We start from the raw sequence: 21,515 nt of genomic DNA, 5'->3' as shown, positions 1-21,515 counted from the left end.
TTAATTATATAATTGTGAACCTTGATGATCCTATTTGGCCTGGGCTGCAAAAGCTGCATCAAGCGCGTTGACGATCTCATCGATATCGTTTCTGGTGGAAATAAGCGCCGGGCTGAAGGCAAGGGTGTTATTGTATTCTTTAAAAGATCGGTTGGTGCGGCCGATGATCACCTTGCTCTGGCTCATGCAGTGGCCGGCAATACCTGCGGCCACGTTTTCGGCAACCGGTTTCCTGGTTTCGCGGTTTTCTACCAGTTCAAGCCCCTGGAAGAGACCGAGGCCACGCACGTCACCGATTATTTCATATTTGTCTTTGAGCTCGAAGAGACGATCCTGGAAGTAGTCACCCATCTCAATGACATTATCCAGCAGGTTCTCGCGCTCGATAATACTGACGTTCTCAAGTGCTGCAACCGGTCCGGCTGTGCAACCGCCGAAAGTGGAAATGTCGCGGAAGTAGTGCATGCGATCACTGGGGTCTGCCTTGAAGGCATCGAAAACTTCTTCGGTTGTTACGGTGCAGGAGATCGCAGCATAGCCACTGGCCACACCTTTGGCCATGGTCACCATGTCCGGTTTGAAGTCGAAGTTCTGGTAGCCGAACCACTTACCGGTACGACCAAGGCCGCAGACAACTTCATCTATATGTAAGAGCACTCCATAACGATCACAGATTTCTCTGATGATAGGGAAGTACTCGGGAACAGGAACTATTACTCCACCGCCTGCGGTTACCGGTTCGAGTACCAGGCCGCCGACAGTGTCCGGGCCTTCATTGATTATTACTGTCTCCAGTGCTCTCGCGCAGTCGATGTCGCAGCTTCCGTACTCTTTATCGAACGGGCAGCGGTAACAGCAGCAATGGGGCATTTCGACAAAGCCTGGAGCGAACGGGCCGAACTGATTTTTACGCTCGAATTGGCCGGTTGAAGAGAGAGCGCCGATTGTGGTGCCATGATAATCGCGATCACGGAAGATGATTTTATGCTTGGAGCCGTCGCCTTTCAGATGGGCGAGCTGGCGAATGATCTTGTACGCTTTCTCATTGGCCTCGGACCCGGAGTTGGAGTAGTAGACTCGGCCCATTCCGGGCATTTTCTCAAGCAGCTTTTCGGCGAAAGCGGCCCCCGGAACGCTACCGGCTGTGCCGGCAAAATAGTTTAACTCAATAAGCTGGTCACGCACTGCGTTGGCGATACTCTCGCGGCCATAACCAACATTGACTGTCCACACACCACCCGCTACAGCGTCGAGGTACTGGTTGCCTTTGGCATCCCAGACGCGCATTCCTTCACCTCTGACAATTACCAGAGGATCATTCTCTTCATAGGGTTTGTGCTGAGTAAGATGGAACCAGCAATTATCTTTAGCCTGTTGCAGGGTATTGGTCATATTTGGGGTCACACTTTTAGTCATAATACTTCTCCATGCTGAGTAGTGGTTGAGTGACCCGGCGGTTGAGGTTTGGGTCCGCCGGGTCACTCAGGGTTCTTCTTTGATTTTAATGGACAAGTTTGCCTGAGCTTTTCAGGCAGGTAATCCGTCGGAACGTTTGCTATTCCAAACTATTCCGACCTGCTAAAACTGCTTTTCCAGCATGGCAAGCAGCTGTTTCTCATTACCCTGGCGGGGATTGTTATCCATGAGCCGCTTTGCTGCGGCAGCTCTGGTTGCGATACCGGGGAGATCTTCCACGGTAACCCCGTAAGGTGAGAGACCTTCTTTGATGTCGAGATCTTCCAGCATTGCACTGAAGGCGTCGGCGCAGGAGGCGGCACGTTCTTCGGTGGTGAGGTGATCGTTGTTTGCTCCGGTGAGGATATCAAAAACAATGGCGTATTTTTCAGGATTGGCCATGAAGTTGTAATCAATCCCCATCGGTGCCACCGCAGCCATAAGTAATCCGTGTGGCAGCTTGTATCTGGCAGGGACTGAAGTACCAATGGCATGGATAATTCCATTCTGAGTGTTGCCAAAGCCCATGCCAGCCAGGGCAGAGCTGTACAGCATAGCCTCACGAGCCTGAAGGTTATTGCCATTGGTGTACGCCTTACGGATGTTCAAGGCGATCATCTTCATGGCCTGGAGGTTAAGGGCATCGGTGAACGGTGTTGCTCTCAGACCGACAAAAGACTCCATGGCGTGAACAAAGGCGTCGACTCCTGTCATGGCGGTGACATGGGGAGGGAGGCCAGTGGTAAGTGCAGGATCAAGGATTACTGAGGCTGCATAGATGTGGTCGCTGACGATTCCAAGTTTTGCGCCGGTTTCGTTGTTGGTCAGCACAGAGATGGATGTCATCTCACTGCCGGTACCAGCGGTGGTTGGTACGGCGATAATTGGCATACATGGGCCGGGCACCATATCAACCCCGAAGTAGTTATCAATTGGACCACCATGACTTACCAGCACCGAGGCAGCTTTGGCTGTATCAAGGGCGCTGCCGCCACCAAAACCGATGAGTACATCAGCTTTGAACTCGTTGATGACATTGACGCAGTTTTGAATTGAGGTGGCATTAGGCTCGAGCTCTGCCTGATCATAGAGCACAAATGGTACTCCTGCAACGAGAAGTGCTTTCTCCAGAGAAGCCTGTAGGCCGAGGGCCGAGAGGCCCGGGTCTGTGACAATGATTGCACGCTCACCACCGAGGCGTTGAACTTCTTTGCCAGCCCTGTCGATTGCGCCGGCTCCTTTGAGTATCTTGGGTACAGAATTAAATTCGTGGATCATGTTTGTCACCTCGTACTGCTATTAAGAATTCGACTACTGAGTATTTATTGAGCGGCGTGCTGTCCATAGGGAGCATCGCCGAGAATCTTTGTGCTCTATGATTGCAATGCTGATGCCACAATGAGAAAAAAACCTTAAGTGCTCGATATGGAATGTTAAAAGAGTTGGAATTGGTTTTGTTTTTACCGGCTTGATGCAAAAGTGAATTGTTTCAAGAGGGGGCAGCTGGAGAGTCGAGTCAAAAGTGCATTGGACCGTCGGTTGCTGGACATATCCGTCAAGCCTGTGGCTGGTATGGCTGGTGGATGTAATGCGATGGATGGTTTTAATTATTAGATATCGTGAAGTAAATTCTCTTCTTGGTCGCGGGTTGTGTTCTTCGACTGCGGTTTAAAGATAGCAGGAGGTGATGCAAAAATGAGTTGTTCATCGGGATATCTCATTCTCTGCATCGTGCCACGAACTTTTTTATGTGTAGCTGAAAAAAAGCATGCTTCCGCTCTATTGTAGCAATGCAGGCAGGATTGTCAGGAAGTGGATAGGGGGAAAGCACCTATTCAGAAGAGACATTGGCGAAGTTAAAAAATTGTTGGTTTTCAAATAAAAAAGGCAGCGATCAGAAATCTGATCACTGCCTTTTTTTGCTCCTGCCGGTACTGCTGGTGTTTCTGTCAAGAGTACACTTTGTTCAACCAGGCAGGTAATCTATCTTCTAATTTCTAAGATCTTTTTCGAAATAAACGTGGCGTTCGCTACCAAGAATCCGCACACTTTGTTCGCGCACACTGAGCATTTTGAATGCACCCATCTTGGTAAAGTAAAACCAGGCGCCAAGGGCTATCCATACAAGCAGGGCATACCAGGAAGGCATCCCAATGGCAGCAGGTGAGAATGGAACGGTGAGTAACAGAAGGCAAACCAGTGAACTGATACTGCCGAGAATGCCATGGATTGCCCCTTTGTTGTCTCCTGCGTGGCGCATGACCTTGTAAGCAGTCATTGAGGCAAGCATATACGCGATCACTGTACCGATAGCAGACATATCAACAACCCAGTTCAATACTTCACGGCCAAAGAATGGTGCAATCAGTGAAATGCTGAGAACGAAGGCGATTGCTTTATGTGGAGTCTGATATTGAGGGTGAATTTGTGCAAACCAGGCAGGCAGGATGCCGGCACGCCCCATGGAGAAGATCAGACGGGATGAAGCGATGAAGAAGCCGTTGATACCTGTGCAGATAGCGGCGAGGACCGCAACGGTAAGGATAACGCTGCCAGATGTGCCAAGAGCCATTTTGGCTACAGTTCCGGTCGCCCAGGGTACATCCATTGCCAACAGTTCAGGGTATGGCATAATGCAGGCAACGGCCAGGGTTACCATTGAGTAAAGAACAATACCGCAGCCAATGGCGCTGAGCATGAGTTTGATTGCACGCTCGTGGGGGAAGTCGAATTCTTCGGCCGCCTGGGGAATGGTATCGAAACCTATATAGAGCCAGGGGGCGATCGCCACAATACTTAACACACTGGCAAGGGCGCTCTTGTTTTCTGCAAAAAGCGGGTACAGGTTGGAGATGGATGCGGTCTCGGCAAGACTTGAACCTGTGAAAAGTACCAGTATGGAACCGCAGAGCGCAAAGGCAAGAAATACCTGGATCTGACCCACCAGGTCTGCACCGCGATAATTGAGCACACCTGCCAGCAGCAACACTCCTGAGAGCATTGCGATTTCGCCTGCATATACGCTATAGCCAGCAATACTGTATAGGTGGCCGATTTCAAAAACGCCTGGCAGAACAAAGCGGGTGAGAAGCGATATAGCCGTCGCATTCAGGGTAATGATACAGATATAGCCAAGCACCAGCGCCCAACCGCAAATAAAGGCAATTGTTGGGCCAAAGCCTACAAAAGAGAAGGCAAAAGCTCCGCCGGTTACCTTGTATTTGCTCACCATATTCCCCAGTGAAATGGCAACCGAAAACAGCATGATTCCACCCAGCGCAAAACCAATACAGGCTGCCAGTGGGCCAGCTTGTGGAAGAAACCTGAGCGCCGGAAGAACGAAAGCACCCCAGCCCAGTACTGATCCGAGCGCCAGGGCCCAGGCATGGATAGGCTTGATAGTTTTCTTCAGTCCCTGTTCCTGTTGTATTTCTTTTCTCAAAACATTCTCCTGCAAAAAATCTTTTATCTTAGGGCATACTATTCTGCCACCATTTTTCACTGTAAGGTGCTGCTTGTGATACTCAGATAATCAGACGTTGGACTGACAAATTGCCTGATGTCCAGTTATAGGCAAGAAGAATGCCACATGGTAGTGCTGTGTGTATGTGCTTGAATGCGTTGGTTAAATAATGCGAACAAACGAGGAAAGATTTGGATGTGAATCATATTTGACTTGCAACGATGGTCGCTGGAGTAGTTTGTGATTCAGTTTTGAGGAAGTAAGCACGGCGATGTTGTAAATTTGAAACATGTTGTTGCCACGGAAGAGAGAATCTTAACCAAAAATAAGAATAAAAGGTATTATATCTTTGTACTATTGATACTCTCCGTGTTGGTGAAGGCTCGTGCTGTAGGCGGCACCACACGAGTCAAATATGCATCACTGTGGCGCTACCGCTGTTTTTGTTACTGATAATTAGTTAAAAAGGTACATCTGCGAGGATGCGGGGGCAAGTGATATTGTGGTGTGGGTAGCTGGCAGTTCAATGTCTTGCCGGAAGAGTAGGGTGGCCACGAAAGAGCCTGCCTGGAACCTCCTTATTGAGGGTGCATGAGTATTAAGATCAATAAAGAGTCAATCCGGTATGCTCCCTGCTATTGTGAAGAGAACATCTGGCACCTGGCCCAGCGACAAGAGTTTGCCGGTTATGACCCGCATGCTGTTTTCATCTCAAATTTCCAGAGGATTGTGCATTTCGAGGCCCAGCAAATCTGTGACGGTACGCATTTTATATGTTGGGATTACCATGTAATCCTCATCGCGGAGGATAGTGGTGAATGGTTTGTATTCGATCCTGACTCAACGCTTGATTTTGGCTGTGGATTGCAGGAATATCTTACCGCCAGCTTCCCGTTTGGCGACAGAATAGCGCAAGCGCCCCTCTTCAGGGTCATCAAGGCTGCAGAATATACCCGCAGCTTTTCAAGTGACCGGCGTCATATGCGAAAAGCAGATGGATCGTTTCATGCCTCACCTCCTGTGTGGCCAGTAATCCAGGGTGCTGAGTGCAGCTCGTTCAATTTATGGGACTTTGTCGACATGGTAAATGTCGGCCAGGGGGAAGTGCTGGATCTCGTGGGGCTCAGGGAGCGGTTTACTGGCATGATGTCAAAACCATGAATCGCAGCAAGGGGTTAGGGGAATAGCTTAAAATTAAGAGGTCTTCCCAACTCTCAAGATAATGGCTTGATTCCAGGGGGGACCAATAACCTCCTTTTCGAACTGGTATTCCAGTCATGTCAACATTACGCAGAGGTCGACAGAAATTTTATAACGTTTTTTCGTATTGTTATGATTTTTTCATAACACTGCATTCTGGTCACTACAGAAACGAGACTCGTAATTTTCTTGTTGATGCAGCCCAGCCAGTGAGGACAAAACAGGTCCGAGTGCTTGATGTCTGTTGCGGCACTGGTTCAGTCGCTCTCGCTTTTGCTGATAAATATGTAGACGCCCTGACGGTTGGTTGTGATTTTTCTACCGGTATGTTGCATAAAGCCGCACTAAAGGATACTGCTCATAAAATACTTCTAGTTCACGGCGATGCTGCATGTCTGCCCTTTGGTGAAGACTGTTTTGATATTGTTTGTTGCTCCCATGCGCTATACGAATTGAAAGGTCAGGCGAGAACAGCTGCACTTCAAGAGATGAAGCGAGTAGTAACGCCCAGGGGGCAGGTACTGGTTATGGAACATGAGGTTCCACAAAATTATCTCGTAAAAATTATGTTTTATATACGTATGCTGATGATGGGTCCAACCGATGCACGGGAGTTTTTAGAACAAGGTTTAACCCCATTCCGAAACATCTTCAATGACGTCACCTTGTCTCACAGCCCGTCTGGCAAGAGCAAACTCGTCATTTGCCGTAAATCATAAAACCCCTGTCGGCCACGAACCGGGTCCCTGATATTTTCCTGAAAAATGAAGGGCGCTGTTGGCTGCACCTGATCCTTCAGCCGCTTCTCCACAAGTTCATGGCTATCAATCTTTCGTCTGATTATCAGATATCCAATACATAATGTTCCCCATCAACGGTTTCAAAATTGATATGTGAGGCTTGTGGAAGTCCGGCAATTTTCCAGGCTTTGATCGGGTTGACAAACGCTTCGCTGACGCAGTTTTTGGGCTGATGCACATTCTTGCAAACATAATTTAATATAGGAAATGCCTGAAACTTCTTGTAATACTCCCGCATAAATTTGATAATTTCTATCTGATGATCATCCAGTTCATCTACCCCCTCACGTTTGGCGAGTACTCTGGCCACGTCCTCATTCCAGTCATCAATGTTCGTTAGAAATCCATCGTTATCAATGGTGACGTTCTTTCCTGCACATTCCAGTTGAGCCATTGTACTTTCCTCCATTCAGTTGTCGTAGATGTGGGGGAGGATGGATCACGGGGTATGCACCTTGCCTTTACCACCTGGATATACATCCAATCTGCCCGTCATCTTGCTATGTTGAGGGGAGTAGGCAGTCATTGTGTCTGATCGGCTATTCTCTTTGCTATTTTCTGAAAAACATCAACAGATGCAGAGCCTTCGGATGATATCAGCAATGGAATGCCAGAGTCACCGCTCTGTTGAAGTTCAAGGTCAATGGGCAGGGTGCCCAGCAAGGGGAATCCTGTCTCTTTGCTGAGTTGTTCTCCGCCCCCATGGCCAAATATCTCAATCGGTTTTGCTGAGTGTTCACAAAGAAAATAGGACATATTTTCAACCAGCCCCACAAAAGGTTGCCCTGTTTTACGAAAGAGCTCAATAGCCCGCCGGACATCTGCTAAGGCCACTTCCTGGGGAGTCGTTACCATTAAGATTGAACAGTGGGGGAGAGCATTGGCAATGGCAATTGATGGGTCACCGGTTCCAGGTGGAAGGTCAATAACCAGGTAATCGAGTTCACCCCAGGCTACCTGGTCCAGCAACTGATGAATCATTTTGGAGACAAGTGGTCCCCGCCAGATAAACGCTTCGTTCCGGCCAGTGGTCATTCCCAGCGACATTACCCTCAAGCCATGCTTTTCTTTGGGGATGATCATGTTGTCTTTCATCTCTAATGCTTCAGAAATCCCCATCATCACAGGAATACTTGGTCCATACACATCAGCATCAAGAAGCCCTACAAGATATCCCTGCTGCGCAAGAGCCAAAGCCACATTAACAGCGATCGTAGTTTTGCCGACACCTTCCTTGCCGCTTGCTACAGCCAGAAATTGTTTTACTTTTTCAACACCCTTTAACGGAGCCCTGGGGAACAATTGATGAAACTCTTCATGACTTAAGGCTATGACGTCTACCTGCACAGCGGAAATTCCCGGTAAACCTACCAGCGCCTTTTCAATTTGGCGTATAATTACATTTTTTAAAGGGGATCGTTTGCTTTTGAGTGCCAGGTTGAGAGTGACAACATCATCATGTATTGAGATATTTCGAATCATGCCGATATCGATGAGACTCTTTTTTAACTTTGGATGTATAACTGCCTGTAAGGCTTGTCGGATTTGTTGTTCATCCATCAGGAGTTCCTTATTTTGTTAGGCTATGACACTCAGTTCCCACCCTTTTTCGCGCTTACCCTGGATTACTATCCGAGGATCGAGTTGCTATTGCTATTGCACGCATAATTGCAGGTAAACATTCGGATTTCACATATTGTACTGACGAGGTATCGCAGATTATTAGCGATTAAGCCTTTTAGTGCCCTGGTGCATGTCGGTTTGAAGTAATAGAAAAAAAACCGGATGACCTCTCTTCAGGCAGTCCGGTTATCTCAATTAAACTTCAGCTTCAGTCCGTGTCTGTCCTGGAACAGGTTGGGCTTTGTCCTGTGATGTTGAGAGCATCCTGCTTGAAATATTAAGGAGAGGCAGCAGCTATACAAGCGCTACAAGGTAACAATAGTTTGACTTGCCGGTGAAGCAAAGGCTTTGCATAGTGCTATGTTTTGAGCAATATTCAGCCTTTTTATTGAGGGGAATTTGATGAATTCTCTTGAATGCACCTAACGATTGGGCTGGTACTAAAATATCAAAAGGGGGCTGACCTTGATAAAAGGCAGCCCCCTTTGTTTGCTGGATGTTGTTGTTTAAACAGTTAGAGGAGAGCCAGCAAAACGCCTGCTGCCACTGCGGAGCCGATAACGCCGGAGACGTTGGCACCCATGGCATGCATGATCAGGTGATTCTGTGGATTTGCCTCCAGGCCGACCTTGTTGACAACACGGGCAGCCATTGGCACAGCGGAAACACCTGCGGCACCGATCAGCGGATTGATCGGGGTCTTGGACATCTTGTTCATCATCTTGGCGATAAGCACGCCAGTGGCGGTGCCGATCGCGAAAGCAATCATACCGAGAGCGAGAATACCGAGGGTCTCGATGTTGAGGAACTTGTCCGCAGAAAGTTTGGAACCCACACCGAGACCAAGAAAGATGGTGACGGTATACATCAGCGAGTTCTTGATGGTATCGGAGAGGCGGTCGATAACGCCACACTCCTTAGCCAGGTTGCCCAGCATGAACATACCGATCAGCGGTGCGGCTGATGGCAAGAGAACCGCACAGATACCAAGCACCAGCAACGGCAGAATGATCTTTTCGATCTTCGAGACGTGCCTGAGCTGAACCATCTTAATTTCGCGTTCTTCCTTGCTGGTCAGCAACTTCATGATCGGCGGCTGAATAATAGGTACCAGCGCCATATAGGAGTAGGCTGCGATTGCGATGGAACCAAGCAATCGTGGAGAGAGCTGACTGGAGAGGAAGATTGCCGTCGGGCCGTCTGCACCGCCGATAATACCGATAGCGGCAGCATCACGCAGTGAGAAATTGATTCCCGATACCATGTCAGTGAGCATCAATGCGCCAAGCAGAGTAGTGAAAATACCGAACTGGGCGGCACCACCGAGCAGAATTGTCTTGGGATTGGCGATCATTGGGCCGAAATCGGTAAGTGCGCCCACACCCATGAAGATGATCAGGGGGAAGATACCTGTCATGATACCGACTTCATAGATATAGAACAGGATTCCGCCAGGTTCGGCAATGCCGGCCATTGGAATGTTGGAAAGAATCGCACCAAATCCGATAGGTATCAACAGCAGCGGTTCAAACTGTCGGAAGATACCAAGGTAGAGCAGCAGCAGGCCGACACAAATCATCAATACCCGGCCGATGCCTACTGTCCAGTCTTTGTTCTGCTGGCCATCGATGATCCCATAGAGTCCAGTGGTTTTATAGAGATTTACGGCGAGCTCGGAGATTGATGGAAGCTCAGTGGTCAATGTACTGCCTGGCATGTCGGCAACAACTGCGGAAGGCTGAAAGGTGCCGATTACATCCCCTGTATGAATTTTATCGTATTCCTTGATGGTCAGTGTCTCAAGTTGCCCGGCAAGGCCGGCCCGCAACTTGATAACATTTCCATCTTCCCTTTTGAGGGTGGCTATCTTGTCACCGCTGTAGATATAGTCTCCGGGTTCAAAAAAAATCCGGACGACTTTGGCATCAGCTGGAGACACTATATCCACCGTCCTGTCTGTGGCTAAGGCACTGCCGGCAAATGCTAGGGCGGCCAATAGTACAGAGAGTATGAGCAATCGTATTTTCATATTGCTATCCAAATCATAGACGACAGAGTATCGAATCCCGACCAGAGCCGGGATTCTGTTATTACCGGAAGTGTCTCTTAAGCGATGGTCACCAGCGGCTCGCCGGTCTGAACGGTGTCGCCAACAGCTACGTGCAGGGCGGTAATTTTGCCATCCGCAGGAGCTTTAACGTCAGACTCCATCTTCATCGCTTCCATAACCACGATAGGCTGGTCTTTCTTGACGCTATCACCCACTGCTACCAGGACCTTCAGGACATTGCCCGGGGTCGGAGCATCGACATCCTCACCCTCTGCTGCAGGTGCCGGGGCAGCGGCTGCTGCGGCAGGAACGGCCTGAACGCCACCGGCCTCGCTGACGCTCACGTTGTATGGACGGTTGTTGACAGTAATGGTGTAGTTGCGCGGTCCCATCGGTGCAGCGGCAGGAGCTGCGGCTGCTTTGGCAGGTTTTTTCTCCTCAGGCTTCTCGTCGCTGATCTTACGCACATTGACCTTGGCATTGCCAAGCAGGAAGTCGAGACCCTTGGACTCACAGCTGGCGATGATGAAGATGTTTTCATCATTGACCGGCAGGTTGTTCTCTTCCAGGATCTTGGTTGCTTTGGGGATGCCATCTTCGAGGATATCGAGAGGATCTTCTGTGAAGACCGGCTTTCCAAGCTGCTCGGAGGCAAGCTTGACGATCTCCGGATCTGCAGGGACAGGGGTGCGGCCAAAGTAGCCGAGTACCATGTTACCGTAGCTTGGGTTGATCTTTTTCCACTTGCCCTGGGTAACGTTGAGATACGCCTGCTGGAAGTAGAACTGGGAAACAGGAGTAACGGAGGTACCGAAACCACCACGGGCCACAACTTCGCTCATCTCTTTAATAACATCGGCATAGAGATGCAGGGTGCCGGTGTCACGCATCATCATGGTGTTGGCGGTAAGTGCCCCACCAGGCATTGGTGACAGGGTAACGTTGGGGTGGATCATCTTTGCTTCCGGCGGGAAGAAGTAATCCTTCATTGCTTCCTCGAAGGCGTCCACAGCAACCAGTATCTTCTTGTAATCCATATCGAGGGTGTAGTCGGTGCCCTTCAGGATATGCATCATGGAGAGGATGTCGGGCTGACAGGTACCACCGGAAACCGGGGTCTTGGCAAGATCGATACCGTCGATACCACCTTGGATGGCCGCCATGTTCTGGCTCAGGCCAATACCTGCTGTATCATGGGTGTGGAACCAGAGGGTGGTGTCTTCGGAAACAATCTTACGGGCAGCTTTTACAGTTTCATAAACTTTATTCGGGTTGCAGGTTCCGGAGGCATCCTTGAAGCAGATGGAGTGGAATGGGATACCGGCAGCGAGAATCTGCTTGAGGCGATCGATGTAAAACTCGGGATCATGCGCACCGGAACAGCCTGGAGGCAGTTCCATCATGGAGATAACGATCTGGTGATTGAGCCCGTGGTGGTCAATACGCTCGCCGGAATACTCCAGGTTGCGCATATCATTCAAGGCGTCGAAGTTACGGATGGTGGTGATACCGTGCTTCTTGAACATCTTGGCATGCAGATCGATGATATCACGTGGACACTGGCTGAGCGCGACGACGTTGATGCCGCGGGCGAGAGTCTGGAGAGCTACGTCCGGGCCGACTTCCGCACGGAAACGGTCCATCATGTCGAATGCGGACTCACCACAGTAGAAGAACAGGCTTTGAAATCTGGCACCGCCGCCAGCTTCGATGTTGTCGATACCAGCTTCAACGGAAGCTTTTACTGCCGGAAGAAAATCGTCTGTGAGAACTCTTGCGCCGAAAACAGATTGGAATCCATCCCTGAAGGATGTATCCATGAATTTGATTACTTTCTTGCCCACGTTACTCTCCTCGCTTTAGGTTTTATCTCTTACAACATTTCCTGAAAATTTTGACCTTGCCGGTCAGTGAGTTTCAGGAGTCGAGCTCAACTGCATGCAAACTTCTCTGCCTCGAACGCCGCCACAGCGGCAGCGATTACGGCGATGTCTTCATCAGCATCACTTGAGGCCGCCTTTTCTTTTTTGCTTCGTGCCAGAAGCTCCCTCTCCAGTTTGATTGCTGCAAGCTCTCTGGCGGTGGCCTCACGGGTCAGACGGGACACCAGTTGGATCAGCAGGATCATGAAGAGCAGAAACAACACGACCGTAGTCATGCCCACAAACATCAGCTTGACACCTTCAATTATCATCAGCGTACACCTCCTCCTGTTGAAGGGTTGACTGGTATAAAAAATAAACCGCAGGAGGTCAATGTACACCATGCATAGGGGCCGGACAAATGCATTAGAATAATTGGATTAATCAGATTTACTGATGTAACACAGAGGTGGGAGCTGATTTCTGTCAGGAGCCTGACAGCTTACATGGGTTTGAAACATTTCTGCTTGAAAGAAATGAAATCAATAAAATAAAGGTGTTGGGGCAGGGTTTCGTGTGGGGTATATTCGCCCGCCCCTCTAACGGTAGCTCACACCTCATAGATGGCGTATTCGGTAGTTTCACCGAGGAGTTCGTCGATTTGCTGCTGAATAGCCACCCGCTCATCGTTCTGAAACCAGTTATCCCAGTCTTCCAGGGAGCGCCAGGTGCTGATGACCAGACACTCATTATCCTGATCTAGGCGTCGCAAGGTCTCGCCGTAAATATAACCGGGCTGGCTCAGCGTGAGAGCCCGTAATTTTTTTAGTAGTACAGTGAGTTCAAGAATGTTGTTGGCAGCCACTTTACGTCTTATGAAAATTTTTACTGTCATAAGCGCTCCTCCCGGCTTTGGCCGGTGTAATCTTAGCTGTGAATTACAGGGAAAAAAGCAGTAAAGAGATTGTTTCTCTGAATGAAAAATGTCGCTTTTCTAGAAGGATATAGGCGTAAAAGGAATTAGTAAAGGGCTTTTTGGGGCGTATAACGCTGTGACAATTTGCAGCTAAATAAAAGAGGCGAAAAGTCTTCCAGCCGCCGGTACATTGCGGCTGGAAGTTTTTTTACTTACTCAACCAGGATGTCAGGTGGCGGGTTTGATAAGGCTGGCCATTTCGAGCAGGCGGATAAATTCCGCCCGGTATCCTTCTTCATCTGGGCCACGGGAGCCTTTAGCGAGCAGCAGTAGTTGCTGATAGTTTGTGCTGCCGATATATTCGGAGTTTTTCAACAGCATGCCAAACCCGGCAACTGAGGCTGAGAAGCGAAAGTCATCCGAGGTTGCAGCAAGCTCTTTGGGATGATTTTTAACGACCAGTTCTTGTTTTACCGAACCTGGGCTGCCAGGCAGGATGTAGCGGAGTTTGATGGTAGCGGCTTCGCTATTGTAACCGCCACCTTTATCGGCCTGGCTGGGCGCGGTGCTGCTGGAGGTCAGGCTATATTTCAGTGGGTCGACATCTGGCAGATCCGCGTTCCCGGCCGGGATAAGCTCATACAGGGCGGTTACCGTATGCCCTAACCCGATCTCCCCGGCGTCCTTGCTGTCGTCATTGAAATCTTCATCGGCCAGCAACCTGTTTTCATAGCCGAGCAATCTGTAGGCCCCAACAATCTCAGGGTTAAATTCTATCTGCAGTTTTACGTCTCTGGCTAAGGTGAAAAGGGTGGAAGCACGTTCTTTGACCAGAACTTTTTTTGCCTCCAGAATAGAATCGATATATGCATAGTTGCCGTTGCCGCTGTCGGCCAGAAGTTCCATGGTGTCGTCAGCGTAATTTCCCATGCCGAAACCAAGCACGGTGAGATAGATGTTGCTCTCTTTTTTGTTTCGGATCAGCTCCTGAAGTTCATCCCTGCTGGTAACGCCGACGTTGAAATCACCATCCGAGGCGAGGATAACCCGGTTGTTGCCGCCGGGCATGTATGCCTGTTCGGCAAGTCGGTACGCTGTATGGATTCCTGAAGAGGCGTGGGTTGATCCGCCCGATGCCAGGCTGTTGATTGCCTCCCGGATGTGTTCTTTTTTATCACCGGCAGTCGGCTGCAGTACGATACTGTCAGATCCTGCATAGGTTACAATCGTTACCCGGTCCTTGGCGGAAAGTTGATCGACCAGCATATATAACGATTTCTGCAGCAGTGGCAGCTTGTTTGGCTGAGACATGGAACCGGAGACGTCTATCAGAAAAACAAGATTCGATGGGGCCAGCTCTTTGCCATCGAGCTCTTTGGCTTTTAAGGATATTTTCAGCAGATTATGGCTTTCGTTCCATGGAGCGTTGCCAAGCTCGGCATGGATCGCAAAGGGTTCTGCCTGGGGAGGGGAGAGTGAATAATCGAAATAGTTAATCATCTCCTCTATCCGTACGGCGCCAACGGGTGGAAGTTGACCACTATTTAGAAAACGACGGATATTGGCGTAGCTGGCTGTGTCGACATCAATTGCAAATGTCGAGAGTTGATCGTTCGAGGTGGCAATGAATCCATTCTCTTTTTGTGCGTTATACGATTCATTATTTATCACCGGAGCTGGAAGGTGATAACTGTCATGTCCGTACGGAGCGGCCCCGGCATTGACGAAAGCTCTCTGCCCAGACTCATGAAGCCTTTTGGCGGCAAATGTGCCTTTTGTCTCAATTACTACATCATTGAGTGTTTGAGGCGGTGAAATTGGTGGTGGCAGGGCCGGTTCAATTTGGCTGGTTTCATCTGTTTGGGTCAAGCTTTGTCTCTTCTCTTCGTCGTTTTCGATGGCTGAGCGGTGACAGCCGATTGTGATCGACAAAACAAGGCATGAAGCGATAACGGCCAACCTGTTTACTCTCTCTGGTTGATAGTTTTTGCCGGGTGCTGATTGTTCAACGTTTTGCATAACCTCCTCCCTTAATACGGTTGCTTTTGACGGTTGTATGGCCAATGGGATTTCTTTTAACAAAGGCATTTCCAGAGATGACGGAAAACGGGAACAGATGTGTCGGAAAAAACAGTCTGAATAGAAATATTTTGAGAAAATAAATGGATAGCTCTACAAATCTCTGTATTATCCGGTCATTCGGTGTAAAATTGCGGGCGTAAGGCCGGGACGGTGAGAATGTTTGAAGAAAACCTGCATGTGGATGGCTGAGCTTGGTGATTGACTGGAATAAACAGATTACGGCGCATTGGAAATTGATAGATGTATTGGCCGTGCGGCGTTTTGGTAAAGGGACCACCGCTGAGGAGGCGGCTCTCTTTGTAGTAGATAAGCTACTCGCCGACGATTGCAGCAGATTAAAGAAATATGCTGGGAAAGCTGATCTCTCAGCGTTTATAGCAACGGTGTGCTATCGACTACTCGAAGATTTTGCCCGGAGCCGCTTTGGCAGAAAACGAGCTCCGCTCTGGATACGAAACCTTGGTGGTTTCTGGTTGAAACTGTATCGACTGCTCTGTCTTGAGCGTCTTGATATAGCCGAATCGGTGGCCGCAATGGATCAGCAGAGCCGGTACCGCAGAGAAATAAACCCCGGAGTTGATATCGAAGAGGCTGCCTGGATAATCAGGCAACAGGTTGTTGATTGCGGTGCTCACCAGGGGCTCGAGGTTGAGCTTGAGCAGGCTGATGCTGATGGTGATAACAAGCAAAATGATAATGGCAGAATCCCGCCACCAAGAGAGACACTGGAGCGACAACAGCGTGAAGAGATGTTTCGGATGCTCTTCACCATCATGACCGATGTTGCCGAAGAGGTTGTTGAGGGGGATTTGAACCGGCTCTGTTCTCTGCAGATAGAGCTCAACCCTGAAGAAAAACTGCTGCTGAAACTTTGTTATCAGGATGGAATGAACGTTACTCAGGCAGGTCAATTACTCGGTCTTAATCGCCACCAGGCGCACGGTCGATTGCGGCGGCTGCTCAGCCGATTGCGGGATGATTTTGATCGGGCCGGCCTTGCCGAAGAGATCCTCGGCCAATTACGGTAACAGGAACCGGGGTTATTGGCAGGAGCCACGTAGGTGTTTTTTTATGCCTCAATGGTGGGACAAAAATAAAAAGGTCGAAGCGGGCAATTGTTCGACACAATAAGTGATTTCAGTCATGACAGCGAACGAGCAGAATAAGAAAAACGAGCGTATAGATACACATCAAAAAAAGGATGCGCTGACGGCACAACTGGCGCTCGCTGCTGAAGAAAAAGACCAGCAGGAAGCGCCTGACAGCGGAACATGCCTTACCAATGAGCAACTGGCTTCGATAGCCATGGGAACCAGCTCTCCCGAAGAAAAAAAGCAGGCGATGGCGCATTTTGCCGAGTGTAAAAAATGTTATAATGCCCTGGTGGCAATCAGTTTCAGTATTGCCTCTGTGGAACGAAGCGGCGGCACGTCACGCTCTGCCTCAACTGTTCGCAACCTGACCTGGCTTGGTTCGGCGTTTGCCATTGCGGCAAGTGTTGTCGTCTTCCTCAATATCCGCGAAGTGCCGAGGGAGATCAATCAGCAGGATTTTGCTCCTTCCGCCCCAGTTATGGAGCAGTCTGCGGTGGAGAGAGTGCCTGTTCCAAAGGTATCGTCAGACGCTGTCCAGCCCCAGACAAAATCATTGCAGAAGCGGGCAATGCCTGAAGCGATGTCCCTGGATGAGGAGCGGGAAAGAGCCTCAGCTGAGGAGGCGTTGGAAACCAGGGATCTGGAGCAGTGGATGTCTGATATTGCCTCTGCCTGCATAAGCAAAAGCACGGACAGGGGAAAATGGCTCAGGTTAAGAGCACAGGGAACGTCTGTTGTCGCTTCGGTCGCCGATGCTGAGCGGGGCGTCGAGCTTGAGAAAATTGTGAAACTGTTGCCTGAAAGTGGTGAGACCCCGAGTCCGCAGCAGTGTTCCCGGATTTTCTCACTACTTGCAGAACAGTCCCAATGGGAGTAAATACAGCGTGGATTTTCACCAACTGGTGGTGCATAATAAACCCTGCATGTTACTGCGGGTCTGCCACCTGTTAAAATATTACCCTTCGAGTACAAGATGAGTGAACAGCAAATCCCGTTAAAGGATCGGATAATTGTCGCTCTGGATGTTGATAATCCGGAGAAGGCCAAGGAAATGGTCAAACGGTGCGAGTCGCATGCAGGCTTTTTCAAAGTTGGGCTGCAGCTCTTTATGTCAGACTGGTTCAACACCGTGGACTGGATCGTGGACAGAGGTCATAAAGTCATGCTTGACCTGAAATTTTTTGATATTCCCGAAACTGTCAAGCTGGCAGTGGAGCAGGTGAACAGCAGGGGTGTAACCTTTGCAACCATCCATGGTAATGACCCCATCATCAGGGCTGCCATGGAAGCCAGAGGTGATATGCAGCTTTTGGCAGTTACTGTGCTGACCAGCTTTGGCGAAGAGGATATGCGTGCCATGGGCATGACCCAGTCTGTTGAGGATTTGGTCTATTACCGTGCCAAACGTGCCCTCGAACTGGGCTGTGACGGTGTGGTTTCATCTGGCATGGAAGCAGAGAGAATGCGTAAAGAGCTGGGTGAGAAACTTCTCATTGTCACCCCGGGCATTCGTCCCGGTGCCAATGTAACCGATTCCGGTGATGACCAGAAACGTGTGGTTACCGCTGGAATGGCAATCAAGAATGGCGCCAATTACGTCGTGGTCGGCCGCCCTATCACCAAAGCTGACGATCCTGTCCGCGTTATCGAAATGATGCAGCAGGATATAGTTGACTCTTCCTCCTAGCCTTCCTTGGAAAACTGATTCAATATGGATGAAATCCTATTGATCTTCAGAACGTTATGTTAAAAGATACGAGAGGACCGGCCGCCATTGAGGCCGGTTGCTCTCACTTTTTTAGTCGATTCGCCAGGGGCAGACTGGTAAGTTCCTATTTTCCGGTATGTTAGGTCCTGTCGGGTTTGGCAGAATTTCAGGGTTGCAGCTGCCCTATGATTCCGGCTTCGTTTTGGGGAAAAGCCCTGTGACGTAGTCTGGGGGAATGTATCAGCTATGAATTACAGATCAATTCTCAATGTTTTCGGAGTCCTACTGGTTGTCACCGGCTCTTCCATGATAATGCCGATACTCTGCTCTCTCTGGTTTGGGGGCGACGACCTGAATGCTCTGATTATTTCTGCTCTGATCACAATTAGTTTAGGCCTGGTGATCAAACACGTTTATCGCAAAAATTATGATTTCAGTATGAAGGATGGACTTTTCCTGGCCACTTTCGGCTGGGTCATGATTTCAGCCTTTTCTGCACTGCCTTTTATTTTGCATGGCACGATTCCATCGTTTACCGATGCATTTTTTGAAATGATGTCCGGGTATACCACGACCGGTGCGACGATTCTGACTGATATCGAATCTGTGCCGCACGGGCTACTGTTCTGGCGTAGCCAGACGCATCTGCTCGGGGGGATGGGCTTTTTGACCCTTACATTGCTTTTTTTGCCCCACGGCATGGGTGGGGTGCGTATCTTCAGGGCGGAGTCAAGTCCGGGGCAGGTGATAACCGGTGAGAAATTCAAAGCCAGAAATAAGGACACCATGCTCTGGCTCTGGTCTATTTATCTGGCCCTGAATCTTATTCAGACCGTCCTTTTGCAGTTTGGCGGCATGTCGCTCTTTGATGCCCTCTGCCACGCCTTCGGAACAGTCTCAACATCAGGCTACTCTACCCGCAATGCCAGCGTGCAGGCGTTTGACAGCGCCTATATCGACTGGGTCATCATAGTCTTTATGTTTCTCGGTGGTATCACTTTTGGTCTCTTCTACCAATTCATAAAAGGTGATTTTCGCGGGGTAGCTAAAAATACGGAATTTCGCTGGTACCTGGTGATTGTACTGTTCTTCGTTATGGCTACCAGTCTGGTGCTCTATGGCAGCGGTTCATACTCTACCTTTACAGATTGCTTAAGATTCGGGTCCTTCCAGGTAGTTTCACTGTTAACCACAACCGGCTTTACCACTGCCAACTATGAGTTGTGGCCCCAGGCGGCAATTATGCTGCTTTTTGTAGTTTGCTTCATTGGCGCCTGCGCCGGTTCCACCACCAGCGGTATCAAAATCGTTCATTATGCGCTCATCTTCAAATATATGTATGCGACCATGCGGCGTATCTATGTGCAGCCGATGACGGTCAACTCGGTGCGTTTGAATGGCAGGCCGGTTGAGGCCGGGGTAATCGACCTGGCGGTATGCTATTTTATTGTAAATATCCTGCTCGTCCTGGGTGGAGGTTGCCTGGTGGTTCTCTTTGACCCGGTGGATTACCTCAGCGCCATGAGTGCCGTAATTGCATCACTGATGAATATCGGCCCCGGTTTCGGTGCGGTGGGACCGACCGAGAATTATGCCTTTTTGTCAAACGCCAGCAAGTGGTTTCTCTCCTGGAATATGTTGGTCGGCCGTTTGGAGATGTTTTCAGCCCTGGTGATCTTTTTGCCTGACTTCTGGAAAAAATAGCTCATTTTCGAGAGCGGCAGACCGTGAAAGGTCCGGCATCAAGCGGGCCTTTTGGGCAAGGAATGAGTCGGAAGGCGTGCGGAATGGAGAATCACCTGAGGCGTCAAGGCGTATGTTGTTCTATGCGAAATTGCAGTACTATGTTGTAATACTACGATTATGTGAGGTATCAGGAACTAAATGCCACAGTTTTGGCCGGCCGTAATTTTCCGCCGGTCAAACCGGGAGATGTAGTGAGCCTGAATACTCTCCCGGATTTGCAATAGAATGTTATGGACATAACCACAGTAACGATTTTCGGAGAGTGAATAGAAATGAAGAAGGAAGCTGTACACAAGGCGGTGTTGCTGGGGTTGGTGGTACTCATCTCGGCCATATTCCTGAGTATGATTCAAGGCTTTTTGATGGCGATATTCATGGCGGCACTCTTTTCATCCATGGCCAGCCCGACCCACAGGTGGTTGAGCGGCAAGATCGGTGGCAGGCAGAATATCGCGTCTATCCTGGTTGTTATCGGCATCGTACTGGTGGTGCTTATACCTCTCACAATCCTTATCGGCGTTGTTGTCGGCCAGGCGATCAATGTGGGCCAGTCTGTCACGCCCTGGGTGCAGGAATTTATTAATGAACCGTCTGCAGTCGGTCGTTTCTTAGAGAAAATTCCATATTATGAGCTGCTACTGCCGTATCGGGATGTGCTTGTCCAGAAAGCCGGAGAGCTGGTCGGTACGGTGTCGAGCTTTCTGATTGAATCGTTGCAGTCAGTTGCCGGTATGACCGTGAATGCGCTATTCGGTGCGATCATAATGCTCTACGTGATGTTCTATTTTCTCACTATGGGTGATGTGTTGCTGGAGCGCATCCTCTACTTTCTGCCTTTAGAGGATGAAGACGAGCAGCTCCTGCTGCAGCGTTTCACCTCCGTAACCAGGGCGACCATCAAGGGCACGATCATTATCGGGATCATGCAGGGCACGATCTGCGGCCTGGCCTTTGCCATTGCCGGTATTGAGGGTGCGGTGTTCTGGGGAAGTGTAATGGCTGTTACTTCCATTATCCCTGCTTTCGGTACTGCTATTGTCTGGGGACCTGCGGTAATTATTCTGGCGCTGTTGGGGAATTTCACCGGTGTCATTATTCTGGTTATCCTGTGTGGAGCGGTCGCAGGTAACCTGGATAATTTGGTGCGACCACGCTTGGTGGGCAAAGATACGGAGATGCATGATCTGTTCGTACTCTTCGGAACCCTCGGCGGAATCACCATGTTTGGCTTGCTCGGAATTATAATCGGCCCCATAATAGCTGCGCTTTTCATCACTATCTGGGGTATTTACGGCAAGGTTTTTCACGAATACCTCCCCGACGTTGGCCCGATAATCCGCGCCGTCCGACAAGAATCGGCCGGGGTGGAAGAGATTGCCATATCGCCCCAAGAAAGTGAGAAGCAGGAAAAACAAGGGTAAGAGAGCTGCCTGGATTTGAACAATGTGCGCACAACAGATATCATTTGAACATGCGCAGAATTTTTTAGGTCCGTAAAAAGGAGATACAATTTCAG

The 21,515-nt window shown here is 49.5% G+C and carries 17 protein-coding genes; 7 read left to right on the top strand and 10 right to left on the bottom strand.

All coding sequences use genetic code 11. The annotated features are described in order from the left end of the window. Positions 1-30 precede the first annotated feature (30 nt). The 3 genes from ACN5NT_RS01010 to ACN5NT_RS01000 form a co-directional block, all read right to left on the bottom strand. Positions 31-1,416, bottom strand: a complete 1,386-nt coding sequence (locus tag ACN5NT_RS01010) for an aspartate aminotransferase family protein (protein ID WP_136796157.1) — start codon at positions 1,414-1,416, stop codon at positions 31-33. Positions 1,417-1,578: 162 nt separating this feature from the next. Continuing rightward, a complete protein-coding gene (locus tag ACN5NT_RS01005; protein WP_419174165.1) occupies positions 1,579-2,733 on the bottom strand; it encodes an iron-containing alcohol dehydrogenase in 1,155 nt (384 codons plus the stop codon). Positions 2,734-3,445: 712 nt separating this feature from the next. After that, positions 3,446-4,897: an APC family permease gene (locus tag ACN5NT_RS01000; protein WP_419174164.1), complete on the bottom strand. Its 1,452-nt coding sequence runs from the start codon at positions 4,895-4,897 to the stop codon at positions 3,446-3,448. A gap of 612 nt (positions 4,898-5,509) precedes the next feature. On the opposite strand from ACN5NT_RS01000, the gene ACN5NT_RS00995 reads away from it, so the two are divergent. Together ACN5NT_RS00995 and ACN5NT_RS00990 are read left to right on the top strand one after the other, a co-directional pair. Next, positions 5,510-6,079, top strand: a complete 570-nt coding sequence (locus ACN5NT_RS00995) for a hypothetical protein (RefSeq protein ID WP_419174163.1) — start codon at positions 5,510-5,512, stop codon at positions 6,077-6,079. A gap of 116 nt (positions 6,080-6,195) precedes the next feature. After that, a complete protein-coding gene (locus tag ACN5NT_RS00990; protein ID WP_419174162.1) occupies positions 6,196-6,837 on the top strand; it encodes a class I SAM-dependent methyltransferase in 642 nt (213 codons plus the stop codon). A gap of 124 nt (positions 6,838-6,961) precedes the next feature. Here the strand turns inward: ACN5NT_RS00990 and ACN5NT_RS00985 are convergent, their stop codons facing one another. From ACN5NT_RS00985 to ACN5NT_RS00955, 7 genes are all read right to left on the bottom strand, one after another. Continuing rightward, on the bottom strand, positions 6,962-7,312 hold the full coding sequence (locus ACN5NT_RS00985) for a TusE/DsrC/DsvC family sulfur relay protein (protein WP_419174161.1): 351 nt from the start codon (positions 7,310-7,312) through the stop codon (positions 6,962-6,964). Between the two features lie 128 nt (positions 7,313-7,440). Continuing rightward, positions 7,441-8,478 carry an Mrp/NBP35 family ATP-binding protein gene (locus ACN5NT_RS00980; protein ID WP_419174160.1) on the bottom strand — a complete coding sequence of 346 codons (1,038 nt, stop codon included), beginning with the start codon at positions 8,476-8,478 and terminating at the stop codon, positions 7,441-7,443. A gap of 577 nt (positions 8,479-9,055) precedes the next feature. Beyond that, complete coding sequence (locus tag ACN5NT_RS00975) at positions 9,056-10,258, bottom strand: sodium ion-translocating decarboxylase subunit beta (RefSeq protein WP_419174451.1); 1,203 nt, start codon at positions 10,256-10,258, stop codon at positions 9,056-9,058. Positions 10,259-10,647: 389 nt separating this feature from the next. Beyond that, a complete protein-coding gene (locus ACN5NT_RS00970) occupies positions 10,648-12,435 on the bottom strand; it encodes a biotin/lipoyl-containing protein (protein WP_419174159.1) in 1,788 nt (595 codons plus the stop codon). A gap of 86 nt (positions 12,436-12,521) precedes the next feature. Continuing rightward, positions 12,522-12,785 (bottom strand): OadG family transporter subunit, encoded by a 264-nt coding sequence (locus tag ACN5NT_RS00965; RefSeq protein WP_167495682.1) that lies wholly within the window; start codon positions 12,783-12,785, stop codon positions 12,522-12,524. Between the two features lie 278 nt (positions 12,786-13,063). Next, positions 13,064-13,348: an antibiotic biosynthesis monooxygenase family protein gene (locus ACN5NT_RS00960; protein ID WP_136796167.1), complete on the bottom strand. Its 285-nt coding sequence runs from the start codon at positions 13,346-13,348 to the stop codon at positions 13,064-13,066. Positions 13,349-13,597: 249 nt separating this feature from the next. Further along, positions 13,598-15,388: a vWA domain-containing protein gene (locus ACN5NT_RS00955; protein ID WP_419174158.1), complete on the bottom strand. Its 1,791-nt coding sequence runs from the start codon at positions 15,386-15,388 to the stop codon at positions 13,598-13,600. Between the two features lie 257 nt (positions 15,389-15,645). Here ACN5NT_RS00955 and ACN5NT_RS00950 point away from each other — a divergent pair, with 257 nt between their 5' ends. The 5 genes from ACN5NT_RS00950 (at position 15,646) to ACN5NT_RS00930 (ending at position 21,420) form a co-directional block, all read left to right on the top strand. Then, positions 15,646-16,479: a hypothetical protein gene (locus tag ACN5NT_RS00950; RefSeq protein WP_419174157.1), complete on the top strand. Its 834-nt coding sequence runs from the start codon at positions 15,646-15,648 to the stop codon at positions 16,477-16,479. Between the two features lie 115 nt (positions 16,480-16,594). Beyond that, on the top strand, positions 16,595-17,422 hold the full coding sequence (locus tag ACN5NT_RS00945) for a hypothetical protein (RefSeq protein ID WP_419174156.1): 828 nt from the start codon (positions 16,595-16,597) through the stop codon (positions 17,420-17,422). 96 nt (positions 17,423-17,518) lie between these two features. Continuing rightward, entirely contained in the window at positions 17,519-18,232 is a 714-nt protein-coding gene (gene pyrF / locus ACN5NT_RS00940) for an orotidine-5'-phosphate decarboxylase (protein ID WP_136796171.1), read from the top strand. 267 nt (positions 18,233-18,499) lie between these two features. Further along, positions 18,500-19,957, top strand: coding sequence for a TrkH family potassium uptake protein (locus ACN5NT_RS00935; protein ID WP_419174155.1), 1,458 nt, complete (start codon positions 18,500-18,502; stop codon positions 19,955-19,957). A gap of 314 nt (positions 19,958-20,271) precedes the next feature. Continuing rightward, positions 20,272-21,420 (top strand): AI-2E family transporter, encoded by a 1,149-nt coding sequence (locus ACN5NT_RS00930; protein WP_419174154.1) that lies wholly within the window; start codon positions 20,272-20,274, stop codon positions 21,418-21,420. Positions 21,421-21,515: the final 95 nt, after the last annotated feature.

The organism is Desulfosediminicola sp., assembly GCF_048381775.1.
GTDB classification, from domain to species: Bacteria; Desulfobacterota; Desulfobulbia; order Desulfobulbales; family Desulfocapsaceae; genus Desulfopila; species Desulfopila ganghwensis.
The sequence above is the reverse complement of the archived record's forward strand: the minus strand, read 5'-3'. Positions and strand labels throughout refer to the sequence as shown.

What these genes read in the sequence shown, in the direction of transcription:
- ACN5NT_RS00955 (WP_419174158.1), bottom strand. Translation starts at nt 15,388, where the DNA reads ATGCAAAACGTTGAACAATCAGCACCCGGCAAAAACTATCAACCAGAG.
- ACN5NT_RS00980 (WP_419174160.1), bottom strand. Translation starts at nt 8,478, where the DNA reads ATGGATGAACAACAAATCCGACAAGCCTTACAGGCAGTTATACATCCA.
- ACN5NT_RS01005 (WP_419174165.1), bottom strand. Translation starts at nt 2,733, where the DNA reads ATGATCCACGAATTTAATTCTGTACCCAAGATACTCAAAGGAGCCGGC.
- ACN5NT_RS01010 (WP_136796157.1), bottom strand. Translation starts at nt 1,416, where the DNA reads ATGACTAAAAGTGTGACCCCAAATATGACCAATACCCTGCAACAGGCT.
- ACN5NT_RS00935 (WP_419174155.1), top strand. Translation starts at nt 18,500, where the DNA reads ATGAATTACAGATCAATTCTCAATGTTTTCGGAGTCCTACTGGTTGTC.
- ACN5NT_RS00945 (WP_419174156.1), top strand. Translation starts at nt 16,595, where the DNA reads ATGACAGCGAACGAGCAGAATAAGAAAAACGAGCGTATAGATACACAT.
- ACN5NT_RS00930 (WP_419174154.1), top strand. Translation starts at nt 20,272, where the DNA reads ATGAAGAAGGAAGCTGTACACAAGGCGGTGTTGCTGGGGTTGGTGGTA.
- ACN5NT_RS00990 (WP_419174162.1), top strand. Translation starts at nt 6,196, where the DNA reads ATGTCAACATTACGCAGAGGTCGACAGAAATTTTATAACGTTTTTTCG.
- ACN5NT_RS00965 (WP_167495682.1), bottom strand. Translation starts at nt 12,785, where the DNA reads ATGATAATTGAAGGTGTCAAGCTGATGTTTGTGGGCATGACTACGGTC.
- ACN5NT_RS00995 (WP_419174163.1), top strand. Translation starts at nt 5,510, where the DNA reads ATGAGTATTAAGATCAATAAAGAGTCAATCCGGTATGCTCCCTGCTAT.
- ACN5NT_RS00960 (WP_136796167.1), bottom strand. Translation starts at nt 13,348, where the DNA reads ATGACAGTAAAAATTTTCATAAGACGTAAAGTGGCTGCCAACAACATT.
- ACN5NT_RS00975 (WP_419174451.1), bottom strand. Translation starts at nt 10,258, where the DNA reads ATGCCAGGCAGTACATTGACCACTGAGCTTCCATCAATCTCCGAGCTC.
- ACN5NT_RS00985 (WP_419174161.1), bottom strand. Translation starts at nt 7,312, where the DNA reads ATGGCTCAACTGGAATGTGCAGGAAAGAACGTCACCATTGATAACGAT.
- pyrF (WP_136796171.1), top strand. Translation starts at nt 17,519, where the DNA reads ATGAGTGAACAGCAAATCCCGTTAAAGGATCGGATAATTGTCGCTCTG.